Source organism: Micromonospora lacuserhaii (genome assembly GCF_036902735.1).
Lineage (GTDB): Bacteria > Actinomycetota > Actinomycetes > Mycobacteriales > Micromonosporaceae > Micromonospora.
The window spans coordinates 1-18,677 of the sequence record NZ_JBAKHO010000049.1 but is presented as its reverse complement, the minus strand read 5'-3'; the positions used below and the strand labels follow the sequence as shown (position 1 = coordinate 18,677).

20 protein-coding genes and 1 pseudogene are annotated in these 18,677 nt (G+C 73.8%); 12 read left to right on the top strand and 9 right to left on the bottom strand.

All coding sequences use genetic code 11. The features are described 5' to 3' along the window. The first annotated feature begins 2 nt into the window (after positions 1 to 2). Both V6U81_RS23690 and V6U81_RS23685 read left to right on the top strand, forming a co-directional pair. Positions 3 to 1,073 carry an ABC transporter ATP-binding protein gene (locus V6U81_RS23690; protein ID WP_334492261.1) on the top strand — a complete coding sequence of 357 codons (1,071 nt, stop codon included), beginning with the start codon at positions 3 to 5 and terminating at the stop codon, positions 1,071 to 1,073. After that, the gene (locus V6U81_RS23685) at positions 1,070 to 2,149 is read left to right on the top strand and encodes an ABC transporter ATP-binding protein (RefSeq protein ID WP_334492260.1); all 1,080 of its coding nucleotides are present in this window, start codon (positions 1,070 to 1,072) and stop codon (positions 2,147 to 2,149) included. Before V6U81_RS23690 ends, V6U81_RS23685 begins: the two co-directional genes overlap by 4 nt. Before the next feature lie 21 nt (positions 2,150 to 2,170). Here the strand turns inward: V6U81_RS23685 and V6U81_RS23680 are convergent, their stop codons facing one another. Then, the gene (locus tag V6U81_RS23680; RefSeq protein ID WP_334492259.1) at positions 2,171 to 2,791 is read right to left on the bottom strand and encodes a TetR/AcrR family transcriptional regulator; all 621 of its coding nucleotides are present in this window, start codon (positions 2,789 to 2,791) and stop codon (positions 2,171 to 2,173) included. A 91-nt stretch (positions 2,792 to 2,882) separates the two neighbouring features. On the opposite strand from V6U81_RS23680, the gene V6U81_RS23675 reads away from it, so the two are divergent. Beyond that, positions 2,883 to 3,539: a hypothetical protein gene (locus V6U81_RS23675; protein WP_334492258.1), complete on the top strand. Its 657-nt coding sequence runs from the start codon at positions 2,883 to 2,885 to the stop codon at positions 3,537 to 3,539. 158 nt (positions 3,540 to 3,697) lie between these two features. Continuing rightward, a pseudogene (locus V6U81_RS29240) lies at positions 3,698 to 3,820 on the top strand (RtcB family protein); the annotation flags it as partial. Between the two features lie 128 nt (positions 3,821 to 3,948). Here the strand turns inward: V6U81_RS29240 and V6U81_RS23670 are convergent. Then, positions 3,949 to 4,371: an archease gene (locus V6U81_RS23670; RefSeq protein WP_334492257.1), complete on the bottom strand. Its 423-nt coding sequence runs from the start codon at positions 4,369 to 4,371 to the stop codon at positions 3,949 to 3,951. Positions 4,372 to 4,513: 142 nt separating this feature from the next. Here V6U81_RS23670 and V6U81_RS23665 point away from each other — a divergent pair, with 142 nt between their 5' ends. Then, the gene (locus V6U81_RS23665) at positions 4,514 to 5,932 is read left to right on the top strand and encodes an RtcB family protein (RefSeq protein WP_334492256.1); all 1,419 of its coding nucleotides are present in this window, start codon (positions 4,514 to 4,516) and stop codon (positions 5,930 to 5,932) included. A 116-nt stretch (positions 5,933 to 6,048) separates the two neighbouring features. Here the strand turns inward: V6U81_RS23665 and V6U81_RS29235 are convergent, their stop codons facing one another. Continuing rightward, positions 6,049 to 6,390, bottom strand: a complete 342-nt coding sequence (locus V6U81_RS29235; protein ID WP_420884068.1) for an archease — start codon at positions 6,388 to 6,390, stop codon at positions 6,049 to 6,051. Between the two features lie 141 nt (positions 6,391 to 6,531). Further along, positions 6,532 to 7,215 carry an esterase/lipase family protein gene (locus tag V6U81_RS23655; RefSeq protein ID WP_334492255.1) on the bottom strand — a complete coding sequence of 228 codons (684 nt, stop codon included), beginning with the start codon at positions 7,213 to 7,215 and terminating at the stop codon, positions 6,532 to 6,534. Positions 7,216 to 7,427: 212 nt separating this feature from the next. On the opposite strand from V6U81_RS23655, the gene V6U81_RS23650 reads away from it, so the two are divergent. Continuing rightward, complete coding sequence (locus V6U81_RS23650; protein ID WP_334492254.1) at positions 7,428 to 8,033, top strand: MBL fold metallo-hydrolase; 606 nt, start codon at positions 7,428 to 7,430, stop codon at positions 8,031 to 8,033. Here V6U81_RS23650 and V6U81_RS23645 read toward each other — a convergent pair. Next, positions 8,000 to 8,755, bottom strand: coding sequence for a B3/B4 domain-containing protein (locus V6U81_RS23645; RefSeq protein WP_334492253.1), 756 nt, complete (start codon positions 8,753 to 8,755; stop codon positions 8,000 to 8,002). The two genes, V6U81_RS23650 and V6U81_RS23645, sit on opposite strands and share 34 nt — an antisense overlap. A gap of 11 nt (positions 8,756 to 8,766) precedes the next feature. After that, positions 8,767 to 9,381, bottom strand: a complete 615-nt coding sequence (locus V6U81_RS23640; RefSeq protein WP_334492252.1) for a LysE family translocator — start codon at positions 9,379 to 9,381, stop codon at positions 8,767 to 8,769. Positions 9,382 to 9,410: 29 nt separating this feature from the next. Here V6U81_RS23640 and pdxR point away from each other — a divergent pair, with 29 nt between their 5' ends. Continuing rightward, positions 9,411 to 10,889 carry a MocR-like pyridoxine biosynthesis transcription factor PdxR gene (gene pdxR, locus V6U81_RS23635; protein ID WP_334492249.1) on the top strand — a complete coding sequence of 493 codons (1,479 nt, stop codon included), beginning with the start codon at positions 9,411 to 9,413 and terminating at the stop codon, positions 10,887 to 10,889. Between the two features lie 16 nt (positions 10,890 to 10,905). Here pdxR and V6U81_RS23630 read toward each other — a convergent pair whose 3' ends face one another. Next, entirely contained in the window at positions 10,906 to 11,874 is a 969-nt protein-coding gene (locus tag V6U81_RS23630) for a helix-turn-helix transcriptional regulator (protein ID WP_334492247.1), read from the bottom strand. A gap of 44 nt (positions 11,875 to 11,918) precedes the next feature. On the opposite strand from V6U81_RS23630, the gene V6U81_RS23625 reads away from it, so the two are divergent. After that, positions 11,919 to 12,395 carry a hypothetical protein gene (locus V6U81_RS23625; protein WP_334492245.1) on the top strand — a complete coding sequence of 159 codons (477 nt, stop codon included), beginning with the start codon at positions 11,919 to 11,921 and terminating at the stop codon, positions 12,393 to 12,395. Further along, complete coding sequence (locus V6U81_RS23620) at positions 12,392 to 12,850, top strand: hypothetical protein (protein WP_334492242.1); 459 nt, start codon at positions 12,392 to 12,394, stop codon at positions 12,848 to 12,850. Before V6U81_RS23625 ends, V6U81_RS23620 begins: the two co-directional genes overlap by 4 nt. Before the next feature lie 11 nt (positions 12,851 to 12,861). Here the strand turns inward: V6U81_RS23620 and V6U81_RS23615 are convergent, their stop codons facing one another. Next, positions 12,862 to 13,518: a TetR/AcrR family transcriptional regulator gene (locus tag V6U81_RS23615; RefSeq protein WP_334492240.1), complete on the bottom strand. Its 657-nt coding sequence runs from the start codon at positions 13,516 to 13,518 to the stop codon at positions 12,862 to 12,864. Between the two features lie 114 nt (positions 13,519 to 13,632). On the opposite strand from V6U81_RS23615, the gene V6U81_RS23610 reads away from it, so the two are divergent. The 3 genes from V6U81_RS23610 to V6U81_RS23600 all read left to right on the top strand — a co-directional run bounded on the left by V6U81_RS23610 (position 13,633) and on the right by V6U81_RS23600 (position 16,989). Next, on the top strand, positions 13,633 to 15,138 hold the full coding sequence (locus V6U81_RS23610) for a flavin-containing monooxygenase (protein ID WP_334492239.1): 1,506 nt from the start codon (positions 13,633 to 13,635) through the stop codon (positions 15,136 to 15,138). Positions 15,139 to 15,202: 64 nt separating this feature from the next. Then, on the top strand, positions 15,203 to 16,111 hold the full coding sequence (locus V6U81_RS23605; RefSeq protein ID WP_334492237.1) for an SDR family NAD(P)-dependent oxidoreductase: 909 nt from the start codon (positions 15,203 to 15,205) through the stop codon (positions 16,109 to 16,111). Next, entirely contained in the window at positions 16,108 to 16,989 is an 882-nt protein-coding gene (locus V6U81_RS23600; RefSeq protein ID WP_334492235.1) for an alpha/beta fold hydrolase, read from the top strand. Before V6U81_RS23605 ends, V6U81_RS23600 begins: the two co-directional genes overlap by 4 nt. A 24-nt stretch (positions 16,990 to 17,013) precedes the next feature. Here the strand turns inward: V6U81_RS23600 and V6U81_RS23595 are convergent, their stop codons facing one another. Then, positions 17,014 to 18,456 (bottom strand): cryptochrome/photolyase family protein, encoded by a 1,443-nt coding sequence (locus V6U81_RS23595; RefSeq protein WP_334492233.1) that lies wholly within the window; start codon positions 18,454 to 18,456, stop codon positions 17,014 to 17,016. Positions 18,457 to 18,677: the final 221 nt, after the last annotated feature.

Genomic DNA, 18,677 nt, shown 5'->3' with positions numbered 1-18,677 from the left:
CGATGACGGACACGGCTGTCCCGGCACCGCGCCGGGAAACGGGCCCCTACCTGCGGGTGGAGGAGTTGCGGGTCAGCTTCGACACCGCCGACGGAGTGGTGCGGGCGGTGGACGGGGTGTCGTTCACCGTCGCCCAGGGGCGAACGCTGGGCATCGTCGGCGAGTCGGGCTCCGGCAAGAGCGTGACCTCACTGGCGATCATGGGTCTGCACGACCCCCGGCGTACCCGGATCTCGGGGCGGATCCTCCTCGGCGGGCGGGACCTGGTCGGCCTGTCGGAGGAGGGAATGCGCCGGTTGCGGGGCCGGGACCTGTCGATGATCTTCCAGGATCCGTTGTCGGCGTTGCATCCGTACTACCCGGTGGGGCGGCAGATCGCCGAGGCGTACCGGGTGCATTCCCCGGGGGCGGGGAGGCGGGAGGCGCGGGCCCGGGCGGTGGACATGCTGGGCCGGGTGGGGATTCCGCAGCCGGGGCGGCGGTTCGACCAGTATCCGCATGAGTTCTCCGGTGGGATGCGGCAGCGGGCGATGATCGCGATGGCGTTGGTCAACGACCCGGATCTGGTGATCGCCGACGAGCCGACGACGGCGTTGGACGTGACGGTGCAGGCGCAGATCCTGGATCTGTTGGCCGATCTTCAGTCCGAGTTCCACTCGGCGATCATCCTGATCACCCATGACCTGGGGGTGGTGGCGCAGGTCGCGGACGATGTCCTGGTGATGTACGGGGGCCGGGCGGTGGAGCGGGGGAGTGTCGCGCAGGTGTTGCGGCGGCCGCAGCATCCGTACACCTGGGGTCTGCTGTCGAGCGTGCCGTCGTTGCACGGTGACGCCGACGCGGACCTGCTGCCCATCCCGGGCAATCCGCCGTCGTTGATCAACCTGCCGCCGGGGTGCGCGTTCCACCCCCGCTGCCGGTACGCCGGCCGCAACGGCACCCGGTCGTCCACCGAGGTGCCCGAGCTGCGGCAGGTGGTCGAGCGGGGACACCTCGTCGCCTGCCACCTGCCGGAGGCCGAGCGGCAACGGATCCACCAGACGGAGATCGCGGGGCAGGGGGTGGCCCGGTGAACGCCGTCGACGCCAGCCTCCCGGCCGGCGCCCCCGCGCGACCCGCCGCCGAACCGTTGCTGCGGGTACGCGGGCTGACCAAGCACTTCCCGGTGCGCACCGGTTTCCGCAGCAGGGGTCTGGTCCGCGCGGTGGACGGCCTCGACTTCGACGTGCGCCCGGGCGAGACCCTCGGTCTGGTGGGGGAGTCCGGCTGCGGCAAGACGACCACGGGCCGGATGCTGGTCCGGCTGCTGGAACCCACCGCCGGCTCGATCGAGTTCGCGGGGCGCGACATCACGCATGCCCGGCGGGGTGCGCTGCGGCCGTTGCGGCAGGACCTGCAGATCATCTTCCAGGACCCGTACGCGTCGCTGAACCCCCGGCACACGGTGGGCCGGATCGTGGCGATGCCGTTGCAGGTCAACCACATCGATCCGCCCGGCGGGATCAAGAAACGGGTCCAGGAGCTTCTCGAACTGGTCGGCCTGAACCCGGAGCACTACAACCGCTACCCGCACGAGTTCTCCGGCGGGCAGCGCCAGCGCATCGGCATCGCCCGTGCCCTGGCCCTACGGCCGAAGCTGATCGTGGCCGACGAACCGGTGTCGGCGTTGGACGTCTCGATCCAGGCGCAGGTGGTGAACCTGCTGCGGGACCTGCAACGCGATCTCGACCTGGCGTTCGTGTTCATCGCCCACGACCTGGCCGTGGTCCGGCACTTCTGCCAACGCGTCGCCGTCATGTACCTCGGGAAGATCGTCGAGATCGGCGACCGCGCCGACATCTACGAACGGCCGCAGCACCCGTACACCAAGGCGCTGCTGTCGGCGATCCCCGACGTGACGACCCTCGCCCCGGCCGGTCGCATCCGCCTCACCGGCGACGTCCCCACCCCGCTGGACCCGCCCTCGGGCTGCCGGTTCCGCACCCGCTGCTGGAAGGCCCAGGACATCTGCGCCACCGACGAACCCGCCCTCACCCCCCGCGGCGGAGGGCAGGCCACCGCCTGCCACTTCCCGGAACCGGTCAACCCGAGCCCGGAAGGGCCACCGGCCGGCACGAGCCCGGAGATGGAGGCGGGACGGGCGCCCTGAGACTCGACCGGGGTGGTCGCCTCAGTCCCGGTCGCGGCCGACCCCCACGTCGGTAGGCCCCATGATCAGGTCGAGCTGGGCGTCGAGCGCGGCCAGTGCGGTCTCCGCCGGGTAGTGACCGCCGAGCAGATAGACCCCGAGCCCCTCCACGATGGCCAGCAACCCCACCGCCGCCCGGTCCGGGTCGACCCGTCGGTCCGCCGGCCGGCCGGCCCGGATCTGCCCGGCCAGGAACGCCAGCAACCCAACGGTCTCCTGGTGCAGCCCGGCGGCCACCTCGGGGCGCACGGCCGTGTACGCCAGGAACGCCAGCGCCACCCGCCCGTCGGCCCGGCGCGCCTCGTCGAGCGGGAGCAGCTCGACGAGCATGGTCCGCAGCAGCGCCCGCGGTGCGGGGTCCGGGCCGAGCGCGGCGATGGCCGCCCCGATCCGGGCCTCGTGATGTTCGTGCACCACCGACAGGGCGAAGGTCATCATCTCGTCCCGGGTGCGGAAGTAGTGCTGGACCATCCCGGAGGAGACCCCCGCCTCGGCGGCCACGTGTCGCAGGCTCACCGCCTCCAGTCCACGTTCCGCCGCCACCCGCATCAGGGCGTCGGCGATCAGGGTGCGGCGCTCCCGGTGGTCCACCCGCTTCGGCACCACCCCATGTTTTCACAATGCGACCGCATTGACGCGAACCCTTCCGGCGTTTTACATTGCGACTGCAATGCAAAAACGTGAGGAGTCACTGATGGGACGCGACGGTCGAATCCCGACGCTGCTACGCCGTGCCGTCGCGTACGAACTGGGCATGTGGCGCAGCCTCGGGTCGTGGCTCCTGCGCCGGCCGGTCACCCGCCCGCCGGGCGCCGACGTCTTCAGCTACAGCGGGGTGGTGACCCCCATCCTCGGCGTCTTCATCGCCCTCTCCGCGATCGAGATCCCCGTCTTCGACCTGATCCTGCGGCACACCCTGCCGTGGCCATGGCTCCGGCACACCGTGCTCGGGCTCGGCATCTGGGGCCTGCTCTGGATGATCGGACTGCTCGCCAGCCTGCGGCAGCACCCCCACGTCGTCGGTGACGAGGGGCTGCGAATCCGGTCCGGGACCTCGGTCGACCTCCGGGTGCCGTGGACGGCGGTCGCCACCGTCTCCGCCCGCTACCGCTCACTGCCGTCCAGCCGGACCATCCAGGTCGAGCACGAGGCGGACGCGGCGATCCTGCACGTGGGCGCCGGCAGCCAGACCAGCGTCGACGTCGTGCTGCGCGAACCGGTCTCCTTCCCGCTGCCCGCCGGCGAGAGTGCGCCGATGACCGAGGTGCGCTTCTACGCCGACGACCCGGGCGCGCTGGTCGCCCGGGCCCGCCGGCACCTGGCGGCCCGGCTTCCCGGCGCGGACCGCTGACCGGACTCCGCCCGATGCCCGGCACGGACTCAGACCGAGCGCCACTCGTCCGACGGCAGCGCCGCCGCCTGCGGGCCCATCATCAGCATCCCGCCGTCCACCGGCCATGACGCCCCCGTCACGTACGCGGCGGCGGGGGAGGCGAGCAGCGCGACCCCCGGGCGATGGAGAAGGCCATGCCCCGGTACGGCATCGAGGTGCCGGACCGGCAGCTGGCCTGCGCGCCGGTCGACTCCCCGGAGGGGCGGGCCTACCTCGGGGCGATGGCCGCCGCCGCACACACTCGGCAGGATAGGTGGCCAGGGTAACGGGTGCCAGAATCGCCGCAACGGCGAGCCGTCGTGGGCCGTGACCAGGTGTTCGAACAGGCCTGGGGCTCGCTGCGCGAGGGGCTGACAACCCGCCGGCGTCAGACGTCGACCGTCACCGCGCAGCACCAGCCGCCGTCGGTGCGGGCGAAGCGCAGCGCGTGCAGGGAGACCGCCTTCGGCACCGCGCCGACCAGCTCCACCGCGTCCGTGTCCACGGTGCGCCAGCGCACCCGCAGCCCGCCGTCGTCGCCGGGGGCGACCTGCGTGACCAGGGGCAGCGTCCCCTCGGTCTCCATCCGGAAGATTACTTCGTCGAGGAGGCCTACCAGCAGGTCCTCGTCATCGCCGGGCGGCAGGTCCACGGTCGCCTCGGCGTCCGGTCGGACGCCGGCCGTCTCCACGAAGGTCTCCACCAGCGCGCTGACCGCCTGGGCGAGACAGCCCTCCCGGTCCGGTGCCCAAGCCTCGAGCCGGACGTCCGCGGTGTGCGGCACCCGGCGGTGCCCGTACGCCGGCTCCATGCCCCGATCATGCCCCAGCGGCGGGCCGCTGGCGGCCGGAACTGTCGTACCCGCAGGGGGCCCGCCGCTGCGGGCCCCGGCGGCCGACCGCGGGGCCGGCGCGGGCAGGTGTAGGGCGGCCCCGGGGCGGGTAGCCGCGGGGATGGAGCTGGTGGAGGAGTCGCCGTATCGGTTCCGGATCGACCAGCATGACCCGATGCGGGTGCCCGGTGTGGTCTTCGCGTCCCGGTCGCTGCTGCCCGATGCCGGGGCGGACAAGTCGCTGGATCAGGTGGCGAACGTTGCCACGCTGCCCGGCATCGTCGGCGCCTCGTACGCCATGCCCGACGTGCACTGGGGTTACGGCTTCCCGATCGGGGGCGTCGCCGCGACCGACGTCGAGGACGGCGGCGTGGTCTCCCCGGGCGGCGTGGGCTTCGACATCTCCTGCGGAGTGCGGCTGCTCGCCGCCGACCTCGACCGCGCCGAGCTGGGCGGCCGGCTGGACGCGCTGATGGACGGGCTCGGCGCGGCGACCCCGCGCGGGATGGGCAAGGGCGCGGTGTGGCACCTGTCGAAGCAGTCGGAGCTCGACGCGGTGCTGCGCGGTGGCTCCCGGCACGCCGTGGAGCGGGGGTTCGGCGTCGAGCGGGACCTGGCGCGCTGCGAGGACTACGGCGCGGTCGGCGACGCCAACCCGGCGCAGGTCAGCGAGCGGGCGGTGGAGCGCGGCGCCCGACAGGTCGGCAGCCTCGGCTCCGGCAACCACTTCCTGGAGGTGCAGGCCGTCGAGGAGGTGTACGACGACAGCGTCGCTACCGCCTTCGGGCTGCGCCCCGGCCAGGTCTGCGTGATGATCCACTGCGGGTCGAGGGGGTTGGGCCACCAGATCTGCACCGACTACGTACGCCAGATGGAGAAAGTGATGACCCGGTACGGCATCCATGTGCCGGACCGGCAGCTGGCCTGCGCGCCCGTGTCGTCGCACGAGGGTCGCGCCTACCTCGGCGCGATGGCGGCGGCCGCCAACTATGCGCGGGCGAACCGGCAATTGCTGACCGACGCCGCTCGCAAGGTCTTCACGCGCGAGACCGGCCGCGACCTCGACCTGGTTTATGACATCTCGCACAATCTCGCCAAGATCGAGACTCACGCTGTCGACGGCGGGCAGCGCAGCCTCTGCGTGCACCGCAAGGGCGCCACCCGGGCGTTGCCGCCGGGGCATGCCGACCTGCCCGAGGACCTGCGTGAGGTGGGACAGCCGGTGCTGATCCCCGGCTCCATGGGCACCGGCTCGTACGTGCTCACCGGGGTGCCGGACGCGCCCGCCTTCGCCTCCACCTGCCACGGCGCCGGACGCACGCAGAGTCGCAAGCAGGCGGTCAAGGCCGAGCGGGGCATGGACCCGCGCCGCCAGCTGGAGGCTCAGGACATCGCGGTACGCGGCGCGTCCCGGCGGGGCCTGGCCGAGGAGATGCCGGCGGCGTACAAGGACATCTCGGCGGTGATCGAGGCAGCCGAGGGCGGCGGGCTGTGCCGGAAGGTGGTCCGGCTGGCACCGATCGGTGTGGTGAAGGGCTGACCCGGGGTCAGCCGTCCAGGGTCACACCGACCACGTCGACGTGCTGCGGTTGGCCGGTCTCGGCGTGCCGGTCTTCGCCCCAGAGGGAGCCGAGCTGCCGGTGACCCGGGTGCGGTTCACCGCCGCCGGTTTCGCCGTGACCGCGGTGGGCGGGCGGCACGCCGGCCGTCATCCACGACGGCGAGCCGAACTGCGCCAACCTCGGCTACCTGATCGACGACGCGGTCTACCACCCGGGCGACTCGCTGCACCTGCCCGGGCAGCCGGTGGAGACGTTGCTGCTGCCGGCGCAGGGGTCCTGGCTGAAGCTGACCGAGGCGATCGGGGTCGACGAAGGTCTCCACCAGCGCGTCGACCGCCTCGGCGAGGCAGCTCTCCTGGTCCGGTGCCCACGCCTCGATGCGTACGTCGGCGGTGTGCGGCACCCGGCGGTGCCCGTACCCGGGTCGTCGCTCCACGCCCCCGATCATGCCCCCGCCGTGGACCGTCGGGGTGCGGATCCGTCGCAGCGGGGGCAGCCGACCCGCCGGCCGGGTCCGGGACGGGTCCGTTGCAGGTCCGGAGCCGCCGCCCGGTGCGGGCGGGCGACGGCGCCGTGATCACGGGTTGACGAAGTCGCGGACCTGGCCGTAGATGGTGGCGTCCGTGTGCAGGCTGGTGTGCGACACGCAGGCCGCGAGGGTGTTGCCCGCCCCGGAGAGCACCGTGCTGTCGACCGGGTTGATCACACCGTCGCAGTTCGACCGCCAGGTGCCGTACGCCGGGACCCCGGGGGTCTCGTCGCTCGCGTTGAGGTTGGCCAGGAAGGTCGAGCCGATCCGCATCTCCGCGCAGGCGGTGCTGAAGCAGACGTTGGCCGAGGTGGTGCCGTGGTTCGGGCCGCCGAGGGAGACCCAGCGGTCCACCTTGGCCCCGCCGTTGAGGTTCTTCAGGTAGTAGCGGGAGGAGAGGCCGCCCATCGAGTGGGTGATGATGTCGACCTTCGTCGCGCCGGTGTTGGCGAGCAGCTTGTCGACCTCCTGGGCGACCTGCTGGGCGGTGGTGGCGTTCGACTGGCTGGTGTTGTAGGAGAAGGCGCGCAGGCTGCTCGACGGCCAGCCGTCGGCCTGGAACCGGCTGATCATCGTGTTCCAGGTGCTCGCGCTGCTGTTCCAGCCGTGCACGAACAGGATCGGATTGCTCGACGCGGTGTAGGTGCTGGCCTGTGCGGGAGTGGGCGCTACGGCGACGGCGGTGACCGCCACGGCCACCACGAGCAGCCACCTGCTGATGCGCGTCCTCATGTCGTTCCTCTTTCTCGGCTGCCGGCGCCCCGGGGGGTGGGCGGGTACGGCGGACCGGCGCCCGCCGTGGGCGGACGTCGATCGATGGGGGATCTCGGGAATCCGAGGTTGCGCAGATGTTACTGATGGGTTGCCTTGCTATGTCAATACATCGATTCGTGCTCGGCTCGGCACGGTCAGCGACGCGGTCGGGTGCGGCGTACCGTCGGCCGATGCGGATCACCAAGTACACCCACGCCTGCGTACGCATCGAGCACGACGGCCGGGTGCTGGTCATCGACCCGGGCACCTGGAGCGAGCCGTACGCGCTGGTCGGGGCGGACGCCGTCCTGGTCACCCACGAGCACACCGACCACATCGACGTGCTGCGGCTGGCCGGCCTGGGCGTGCCGGTGTTCGCCCCGGAGGGGGCCGAGCTGCCGGCGACCGCCCCGCTGCCGGTGACCCGGGTCGGCGTGGGGGAACGGTTCACCGCCGCAGGCTTCGCCGTGACCGCGGTGGGCGGCCGGCACGCCGTCATCCACGACGGCCAGCCGAACTGCGCCAACCTCGGCTACCTGATCGACGACGCGGTCTACCACCCGGGAGACTCGCTGCACCTGCCCGGGCAGCCGGTGGAGACGTTGCTGCTGCCGGCCCAGGGGTCCTGGCTGAAGCTGACCGAGGCGATCGGGTTCGCCCAGGCGGTCGGGGCGACGCGGATCCACCCGATCCACGACGCCCAGCTCAACTCCCGCGGCCTGGCCAGCGTGAACGGCTGGTTCGGCGAGACGCTCGGCGCCGGCTACCGGTACCTCGCCCCGGGCGAGAGCGCCTGACCGGGCCGGCCGTCGAGGGCCGGCCGGTCGGCCACCTCGTACCCGGCAGCGGCGTCGGTCAGCACCGCCGACCGCGCGTCGGCCCGCCAGCCCTCGGCCAGCTCGGCGACGAGGACGGCCAGCAGCGCCGGCACGTCCTCGCCGGCCCGGGCGTGCATCGCCTCGACCACGATCAGCACGTCGCGGGTGCCGTCGCGGACCGCCGACCAGCCGCTCTGCCGGTTCGTCCACCGCCGGGCGTGCGCCCGGCCGGCGTCGTCGGCGAAGATCACCTCGCCGGGGTCGGGTCGCTCGGTGTCGCCCGCGAAGGTCAGGTACTCCTCGTCGCCGCGCGCATGCCGGACGACCAGGTCGCCGTCGATCCGGTCCCGGTCGAACACCCCGACCGGGACCGCGAACGCCAGCGAGACCGCGTTGCAAAGGTCGACCAGCGGGTGCAGCCGCGGCAGCGACCCCTCGCGGCGGTAGCGGCGCAGCAGCGACTCGGCGGCGCACCGGTACCGGGTGGGCGGCAGGCCCATCGCCGCGAACGCCCGACGCCAGGCCTGGATCTCCGGGAAGCCGCTCTCGGTCCCGGCGGCCAACCGGTTCCGCGCGATCGTGGCGAAGTGCGCGATCCGGTCGTCCACCGCCGGGTGGTCGGTGAGCCCTTCGGCGGCGAGGAGGCCGGCCAGCAGTTCCGGGTGGGCCGAGCGGACGGCGGGGGAGTGCTGAAAGCGCATGGCGATGATTCCTATCCGTCGGCGAGCAGGAGGGAGACGCCGAGCGCGAGGAACGACCCGGCGAAGGCGCGGCGCAACCAGTCGGTCAGCCGGGGCCGGGCCAGCACCCGGTCGCGCACGGTGCCGGCGAAGATCCCGTACCCGGCGAAGACCACGAAGGTGGCCAGCATGAACACGGCGCCGCAGGCCAGCATCCGCGCGGGCGCGTCGGGCGCCTCGACGGGTACGAACTGGGGCAGGAACGCCACGAAGAAGAGCGTCGGCTTGGGGTTGAACAGGTTGACCAGCACGGCCGACAGGATCACCCGGTGGGCCGGGCGTGGGGCGGCGTCGGTCGCCCCGGACGCGAAGCCGGAGCGGTCCCGCGCCGTCGCCCAGGCCAGCACCAGCAGGTACCCGACGCCGAGCCAGGTCACCAGGTGGAACGCGGTGGCGCTGGCCTGCAGCAGCGCGGCGAGACCGGTGAGCGCCGCCGCCAGGTGCGGGACGACGCCGAGCGTGCAGCCGAGCGCCGCGACGATCCCGGCGCGGCGGCCCCGGGACAGCCCGGCGGAGAGCGTGTAGACGACCCCGGTGCCGGGGGTGGCGACCACGACCAGCGTGGTGGCCAGGAAGGCGATGGTCACGACCTCCACCCTGCGGTGACAATGGTCCGGTGGCCAGGGCCAAACCGCACGCCTCCGAGGAGTCCATAACCGCCGGCTCCGATTTCCTCCAACTCGACGTCACCGCCGCCCCGCCCGGCGGCCGGGCCGAGTGGCTGGCCGGCGAGCTGCGTGCCGCGATCGCCGAGGGCCGGATCCCGCGCGGCGGACGGCTGCCTGCCAGCCGGGTGCTCGCCGCCGATCTCGGGGTGTCCCGGGGCGTGGTCACCGAGGCGTACCAGCGGTTGGCCGAGGAGGGGCGGGTGGCGGGGCGGGGCCGGGGCGGCACCGTCGTCGTGGCCGCCCCGGAGGTGGTCACCTCGACGTCCACAGTGGTCGTACCGCCCTCGCCCGAGGCGCTCTTCGTTCCCGGACCCGGCACGGCGATCTTCGACGCGCTGCGCACCGCCCCCGCCCGGATCGACCTGACCCCGGGCGTACCCGATCTCGCGGCCTTCCCGCGGGCGGCCTGGCTGCGGGCCGAACGCGCGGTGCTGCGTCGGCTGGACGCCGCCGCCCTCGGGTACGGCGACCCGCGCGGCACCCCGGTGCTGCGCCGCGCCGTGGCCGAACGGCTCGCCCGCACCCGGGGCATCCGCGTCGACCCCGACGAGGTGGTGGTCGTCGCCGGGGTCTCCCAGGCGCTCGGCCTGCTCGCCCAGGTGCTGCACCCGCAGGGGGTGCACACGGTGGCCGTGGAGGACCCGGGCTCGCTCGGCGTCCGCCAGCACCTGGCGAACTGGCGGCTGCACACGCCGCCGGTGACGGTGGACGGTCACGGGCTGCGGGTCGCCGAGCTGGCCGCCGCCGGGCACCCGGCCGTCCTGCTCACCCCCGCCCACCAGTTCCCCACCGGCGTGGTGCTGCACGGTGAGCGGCGCCGCCAGCTGCTCGACTGGGCCGGCCGGGGCGGGCTGGTGCTGGAGGACGACTACGACGCCGAGCACCGGTACGACCGCCCGCCGGTGCCGGCGCTGCGCGGCGCCCTGCCCGACCGGGTCTGCTACACCGGCAGCGTCTCCAAGCTGCTCGCCCCCGCGCTGCGCACCGGCTGGGTGTTGGTGCCGCGCCGCCATCACGACGCACTGGTCGCCGCCAAGCGGATGGCCGATCTGGGCAACGCGGTGCTCCCGCAGCTGGTGCTGGCCGAGCTGATGACCACCGGCGACCTGGACCGGCACCTGCGGTTGCTGCGCCGCCGGCACGTCCGCCGCCGGGACGCCATGACCCGGGCGATCGCCGCGCACCTGCCCGGCGCGACGGTGCACGGCGCGGCCGCCGGGCTGCACCTCACCGTCACCTTCGGCGGCGGGCTGGTCGACGGGGAGCTCGCCGCGGCGGCACTGCGCCGCGGCGTGAAGACCCAGCCGCTGTCCTGGCACGCCCAGCGCCCGTACCCGCCGGGCCTGGTGCTGGGTTACGCCGCGAACACCGCCGGGGAGATCGAGGAGGGGGTGGCGACGATCGGTGCGGTGCTGCGTGGTCGGTGACCGGGCCGGGCAACGGTCACCGGGCGTAGAGCGCGGCCAGTTCGACGGCCGTCGCCGCCAGCATCTCGCGCAGCTCCGTCGGCGCCAGCACCTCCACCTGGGCACCGAGGCGCAGCAGGTCGCCGTGAGCGTGGGTCAGCGACTCGATCGGCACCACGGCGGTCACCCACCCGTCGGCATCCGGCGGGCCGGCGGAGGTCTCCGCGGCGGCGGCCACCAGCTCGCTGGCCACCTCCCGCAGCCGCTCCCGCCCGCGCGGCGACAGTCGGACGGTCGCCTCCTGCTGGTGCAGGCCGGCCCGGAAGTCGGCCACCTGCCCGCGCCACCAGGCGGCCAGGTCGAAGTCGGCCGGCCGGGTGAAGGACTCCGGCAGGGCGGTCAGCGCCAGGATCTGGTTGACCCGATAGGTGGCCGGCCCGCGCCCGGCGTCGGCCACCACGTACCACCGGCCGCCCTTGAGCACCAGGCCGTACGGCGCCAGCACGACGGTGCGCTCCCCGCGCCAGCTTCGGTAGCGCACGCGTACCCGGTGCTGCCGCCACACCGCCTCCGCGGTGGGCGCCAGGTGGGGCGAGGCGTCGCCGTCGGAGTACCAGTTCGGGGTGTCCAGGTGGAAGCGCTGGCGCACCGCGTCGGCCCGGTCCCGCAGCGCCGGCGGCAGCGCCGCGTCCAACTTCAGTTGCAGGGCGGCCACCACGGCGCCGTAGCCCAGCTCGGCGGCCGGGCCGGGCAGGCCGGCGAGGAAGAGCCGCTCGGCCTCCTCGGCGGTCAACCCGGTCAGCCGGGTGCGCCAGCCGTCGACCAGCCGGTAGCCACCGGCATGGCCCGCTTCCCCGTAGAGCGGGATGCCGGCGGCGTGCAGCGACTCCACGTCCCGGTAGACGGTGCGGGTGGACACCCCCAACCGCTGGGCCAGGTCGGCGGCGGTCAACCGACCGTGCGTCTGGAGCAGCAGCAGGAGCGACAGCAGGCGACTGGCGCGCATTCCACTGACAGTAGCTGTCAGGGGACCCGGCCTACCGTCCCGGCATGGCCTTCCGAGACAAGGAGCTGCGGGTGCCCGGCGTGACCACGGTCGCCGGCCGCCAGCTCAAGCGCTACCACATCGACCAGCCCGACCAGCGGATCACCCCGGAGGTGGAACGGGCCGCGTACGCCGTCCTGCCCGACCTGCTGTCGCCGCCCGACGGGGATACGCCGCCGGCCGGGTGGGTGGTGCTGCACCGGGGCGCGGACACCGGCGCCTACCTGCTGGCGTACACCTGGTTCTGGGACAACGTGGTGGAGTGCCGGATCGCGGTCGCCGGCCAGCCGGTGCTCGGCTGCCCGGACGACCACCCGGCGCGTTTCGTGCCACTGGACCGGCCCGGGGTGGGCTGCGTCTGGGAGCTGGGGGTGCTGGAGCACGAGCGGGCCGCCTGGGTCCGGCACGTCCTGGCCCCCGACCGGCCCGACCTGGACGGCTACCTGGCCGACCAGCGCGCGGAAGGGCCGGTGGGCCGGTGAGCGGCGACTTCGACTTCCTGGTCGGCCGGTGGGACGTGGTCAACCGGCGCCTGGTGCGCCGGCACGTGAGCGGCGACGACTGGGACGATTTCCCGGGCACCAGCGTGGCCCACCGGTTCTTCGACGGCGCGGGCAGCTTCGACGAGATGACCTGCCCGACCAGGGGCTTCTCCGGTTCCAGCCTGCGGATCCTGGACCCGGCGACCGGCGACTGGTCGATCTACTGGATGAACAGCCGCCGCGGGGTGCTGGAGGTGCCGCCGATGGTCGGCCGGTTCACCGACGGCGTCGGCACCTTCCTCGCCGACGACACCGACGAGGGCCGCCCGATCCGGTGCCGGTTCGTCTGGTCGGGCATCACGCCGACCTCCTGCCGCTGGGAGCAGGCGTTCTCCACCGACGGGGAGCGGAGCTGGGAGACCAACTGGGTCATGGAGTTCACCCGGGCCGGCTGACGCGACGGGGATCAGCGCGGTGGCGGGTCCGTGCGCCGGTAGATGCCGCTCAACCACACGTCGAGCAGCACGTCGACCACGTCCCGCTCGGCCACCGCCGGCCCGTCACCGGCGAAGGTGGCGTACAGGACCCGCTCGTTCATCGAGTTCAACGCGATGGCCAGGTCGCGGGCGGGCAGGCCGGCGGGGGCCGCCCCGCGCCGGCGCTCCGCCTCGATCGCCGCCTCGACCGCCTGCACCCACCGGTGCAGCACGTTGGCCCAGAGTCGGCGTACCTCGGCGTTGGTGCCGCGGACCTGGGCGCAGGCGAGCACCACGGCCCGGTGCGCGCCGAAGATGGCGTGGAACCGGCTGATCAGCTCCCGCCAGCGGGCCCGCGGGTCCTCGGCGAGCCGGTCCAGCACGTCGCCGGCGGCGGCGTCGGCCTCCTCGGTGACCCGGTCGAGCAGGGTGAGCAGCACCGCGTCCTTGGACGGGAAGTAGAAGTAGAACGTCGGCCGGGAGATGCCGGCGCCCCGGGCCAGGTCGTCGATGGAGATCTCGGCGAAGGCGCGCTCCCCGAGCAGCCGCTCGGCGGTGCCGAGAATGGCCAGCTCACGCTCGTCGCCGGCGGAGCGCGCGGCCCGCCGGCCACGCCCTGTCCCGGCGGGGGTGCGGGCGGTCGTCATGGGCGTCGATGCTACACCGGCTCGACGCGATGTCGATCCCTATCGACAGGGTGTTGACGGACGTCGACGATGGTGGATAGTGTCCGATCCTCTGCCTCGGACCCGGGAGATGCGATGGCCTCCGACCACGTCGACGTGCTCATCGTCGGTGCCGGCCTGTCCGGCATCGGCGCGGCCGTGCACCTGCGACGCAACTGTCCCGACAAGACGTACGCGGTCCTCGAGGCCCGCGGCGCGATCGGCGGCACCTGGGACCTGTTCCGCTACCCGGGCATCCGCTCCGACTCCGACATGTACACCCTCGGCTACTCGTTCAAGCCGTGGACCAACCCGAAGGCGATCGCCGACGGCGAGTCCATCCGCGGCTACGTGCGGGAGACCGCCCGGGAGTACGGCGTCGAGGAGCACATCCGCTTCCACCACCGGGTGGTCCGCGCCGAGTGGGACAGCGCCACCGCCCGCTGGACGGTCCACGCCCGGCGCGACGACACCGCCGAGGAGGTCGTGCTCACCTGCGCCTTCCTCTTCACCTGCTCCGGCTACTACCGCTACGACGAGGGCTACACCCCGCAGCTCCCGGGTGCCGACCGGTTCGCCGGCACGCTGGTGCACCCCCAGCACTGGCCCGAGGACCTCGACTACACCGGCAAGCGGGTGGTGGTGATCGGCAGCGGCGCCACCGCGGTGACCCTGGTGCCGGCGATGGCCGAGCAGGCCGCCCACGTCACCATGCTGCAGCGCTCGCCCACCTACGTGATCTCCCTGCCCTCGCGGGACGTGGTCGCCGACACGCTGCGCCGCTGGCTGCCGGAGAAGGCCGTCTACCCGGTGGTGCGCTGGAAGAACGTGCTGCTCGGCACCGCCAACTTCCAGCTCAGCCGGCGCGCGCCGAAGGTGGTCAAGGGGCTGCTGCGCCGGGCCGCCAAGGGCCGGCTGCCGGTGGGCTACGACGTCGACCGGCACTTCTCGCCCCGCTACAACCCCTGGGACCAGCGGCTCTGCGTGGTGCCCGACGGCGACCTGTTCGACGCGGTGAAGGCCGGCCGCGCCTCGGTGGTCACCGACACCATCGACACCTTCACCGAGACCGGCCTGCGGCTCAGCTCCGGCGAGGAACTGCCGGCCGACGTGATCGTCACCGCCACCGGGTTGAACCTGCTCGCCTTCGGCGGGATGACCCTCGCCGTGGACGGCGTCGACGTCGACCTCGGTCGGACCGTCGCCTACAAGGGCATGATGATCTCCGGCGTGCCGAACTTCGCCCTGACGATCGGCTACACCAACGCCTCCTGGACGCTGAAGGCCGATCTGGTCGCCACGTACGTCTGCCGGCTGCTGCGCCACCTGGACGCCACCGGTCAGCAGATCGTCACCCCGGTCGCCCCCACCGACGGCGAGCTGGAGCCGATCATCGACCTGAAGTCGGGGTACGTGCTGCGCAGCGTCGACGCCCTGCCCAAGCAGGGCGCCCGCGCCCCGTGGCGGCTCTACCAGAACTACACCCGGGACGTGGTGCTGATGCGGCACGGCCGGCTCGCCGACGAGGGCGTGCGGTTCTCCCGGGCCACCCCGGCGCCGTCCACGCCGGACACCCGTACCGAGGGCGCCCCGGTCGGCTGACCGGGGCGCGCCCGCGCACCACCACACCACCGCCAATGCACCATCCGCGCAGCAAGGAGGCCGCGTGCGACCCTTTGACTTCCGTGCCGGGACCGCCGTGGTCACCGGCGCCGCCAGCGGAATAGGCGAGGCCGTCGCGCACGGCCTCGCCGCCCGCGGTAGCAACCTGGTCCTGCTCGACCGGGACGACGCCCGGCTCGACGCGGTGGCCGCCGCGATCCGCGCCGCCCACCCCGACCGGCGGGTGGAGACCCACGTGGTCGACCTCGCCGACCGGGCCGCGACCGCCCGGCTGGCCACGGAACTGCTGGCCGCGCACCCGCGGATCCGGCTGCTGGTCAACAACGCCGGGGTCGCCCTCGGTGGCCGTTTCGACCAGGTCACCCTGGACGAGTTCAACTGGGTGCTCGACATCAACTTCCAGGCCGTGGTGCAGCTGACCCACGCGCTGCTGCCGGCGCTCAAGGCCGAGCCGGGAGCGCACCTGGTCAACGTCTCCAGCCTCTTCGGCATCATCGCCCCGGCTGGTCAGGCCGCCTACTCGGCCAGCAAGTTCGCCGTCCGCGGCTTCACCGAGGCGCTGCGCCACGAACTGGTCGACGACGGCGTCGGGGTGACCTCGGTCCACCCCGGCGGCATCGCCACCCGGATCGCCAGCAACGCGCGGATCGGCAGCGGCGTGGCCCCCGAGGAGTACGAGACGGGGCGGCGGCAGTTCGAGAAGCTGCTCTCCATCCCGCCGGCCAAAGCCGCCGAGGTGATCCTGCGCGGCGTGCAGAAGCGCCGCGGCCGGGTGCTGATCGGCTGGTCGGCGAAGCTGCCGGACCTCCTGGCCCGGCTCGCCCCGGCCTCCTACAACCGGCTGCTCGTCATCGGGCTCAATGCCGGCGCCGGGAAGCCCGCCGCCCAGGCCGTCGGCCACACCCCCGTCACCCCGGCCCCGGCCGACGTCTCCGCGGCGGACCCGGCATGAGCGCCGCGACCCCTACCCGCCCCCGACACGTCACCGTCGACGGCCGGCGGGTCCGCCACCGCATCGACGGCGACGGGCCGCCGGTGCTGCTGCTGCACGGCATCGGGCGTACGCTGCGCGACTTCACCGAGCAGCACGAGCTGCTCGCCCGCGGGTTCCGGGTGTACAGCGTCGACCTGCCGGGCCACGGCGGCTCGCTGCCGATGGCCGGCGCCTGCACCCTGGCGGCGCTGGGCCGCTTCGTCGACCACTACCTCGACGCCGTCGGCGTCGACCAGCCGGTGCACGTGGTCGGCAACTCCCTCGGCGGGGCCGTGGCGATGCGGTTCGCGGCGGACCACCCGGACCGGGTGGCCAGCCTCGCCCTGGTCGGCAGCGCCGGCTTCGGCCAGGAGGTGACGATCGCGCTGCGGCTGATGGCGCTGCGTCCGCTGGCCCGGCTCCTGTCGCGCCCCAGCCGGGGGATCGCCCGCCGGACCGAGCGGGCGATCTTCGCCGACCCCGCGTTCGCCACCGACGAGCGGATCGCCCACGCCCTCGAGGTGGCCCGCCAGCCGTACGCCGGCCGGGTGCTGCGGGAACTCGTCACCGACCTGGGCACCGTGCGCGGCGTCCGGCCACAGTGGCGCGAGGAGCTGCTGACCGAGGTCGCCCGGCACGACATCCCCACCCTGGTGGTCTGGGGCGACCGGGACCTCATCCTGCCCGCCACGCACCTGGACGCGGCCCGGCAGCGCTTCCCCCGGGCCCACACCCACCTGTTCACCGGGTGCGGGCACATGCCGCAGATCGAACGGGCCGAACAGTTCCACCGGCTGCTGGTCGACTTCCTGGCCACCGCCGAGGCGGGCGAGCAGGCCGTAACCGGCCGACGGTGACCGGGAGCGGTGCCGGCGCGGGAGTCACGGCGGGGTGCCGCCCCGCTTCTCCTCCTGCGCCAGCACCGCCTCCCGGTGCTCCGGGTCGTCCCGGGCGGCCAGCTCGGCGGCGAGCCGCGGGTCGCCGGCCAGCTTCTGCCCGTTGCGGTACAGGAACGCCTCGAACCCACCGGTGTACGGGCAGGCGAGCTCGCCCAGCGCCCGGTCCGGCTGGTACCGGCAGCCACCGCAGTAGTCGCTGAGCTCGTCGACGTACCGGCCGTCCACCGCGTACGGGCGGGTGTCCACCCGGGCCAGGTCGGCGTACTGGCTGATGCCGACCACCGTCGCGTTCATCACCCACTCGGCGCCGTCGACGAAGGACCGCTGGAACCAGTCCACCAGCTCGGCGGGGCGCCAGCCGCGCTGCAACGCGTAGTTGCCGAGCACCAGCAGCCGTTGGGCGTGGTGGGCCCAGGCCCGGTCGCGCACCCCGGCCAGCACCCCGGCCAGGCAGCGCGCCTGCACCGCGTCGGCGTCCAGCTCGACGAACCAGTCGGGCAGCGGCTCGGTCGCGGCGAGCCAGTCCATCCCCCGGAACTGCGGCTCGAAGTACCAGTACAGCTGCCACAGGAACTCGCGCCAGCCGAGCAGGCCACGGACGAACGCCTCCACCGCCGCGGCAGGGGCGTCGCCGTCGCGCCAGGCCGCCTCGGCGCGCCGGATCGCCGGCTCCGGGTCGAGCAGCCCGAGGTTGAACGACGAGGAGAGCGCGCTGTGCGCGAGCAGCGGGTCGGCGGCGCTCATCACCTCGCCGAAGCGGCCGTACTCCGGCAGCCGGTGCCGCAGGAAGTGGTCCAGCCGCTGCTGCGCCTCGGCGTGGGTGGCCGGATAGCCGCGGGGGGCGTCCCGGCCGACGAAGCGCACCCCGTCCCGCTCCCAGCGGTCCAGGTCGGCGCGGACCTGGGCGTCGATGTCGTCCTCGACGATCGGGGGCGGTGGCGGCACGTCCAGCGGGCGGGACCGGGCGGCGGCGCTGCGGGTCGGGCCCGGCCCGACGAGGATGCCGTGCCGGTGCTTGGCGTGCCGGTAGAAGTCCGTCATCCGCAGCTGCCCGCGCCGGGGCCGGTCCGCCCAGGCGGCGAAGTCGGCGCGGTCGGTGACGAAGCCGCGCGGCGGCAGCACCCGCACCCGCTCGACCGAGCGGGCGAACCGCAGTGTCTTCCGGGTGCTGGGGTGACACACCTCGACCGGAGCGTCGAGTCCGGCCAGTGCCTCCCGGAAGGTGCCGGTGCGCAGCAGCAGCGCCCGGTCACCCAGCTCCGCGGCCCGGTGGCGTAGAGCGCTGAGGATCAGATGCGCCTTCTGCCGGTGCAGTGGCCGGCCCCGGAACAGCTCCGCGGCCTCGATCAGCAGCACCGGTTGGTTGTCGTCGTCCAGGAAGTGCGGCCCGAGTTGATCGGCGAGCAGCCACCGGCGGGGACCCATGTGTCGATTGTGCCGAGTCGATCGTTGACGCGCCGTGGCGGGGTGGTGCGTGTCGGGTGACGGCCTCAGTCCGCGGGGGAGAGGGCCATCGCGGCGGGGGCGGGCGCGGGCCGGCGGGGCGCGCGGCCCTCCAGCACCGCCAGGTCGGCCTCCACGGCGGCCGGCAGGCGCCGGCGCCGGCGGGCCACCCAGGGCAGCTCCCGGGCCGCTTCGAGCAGCCC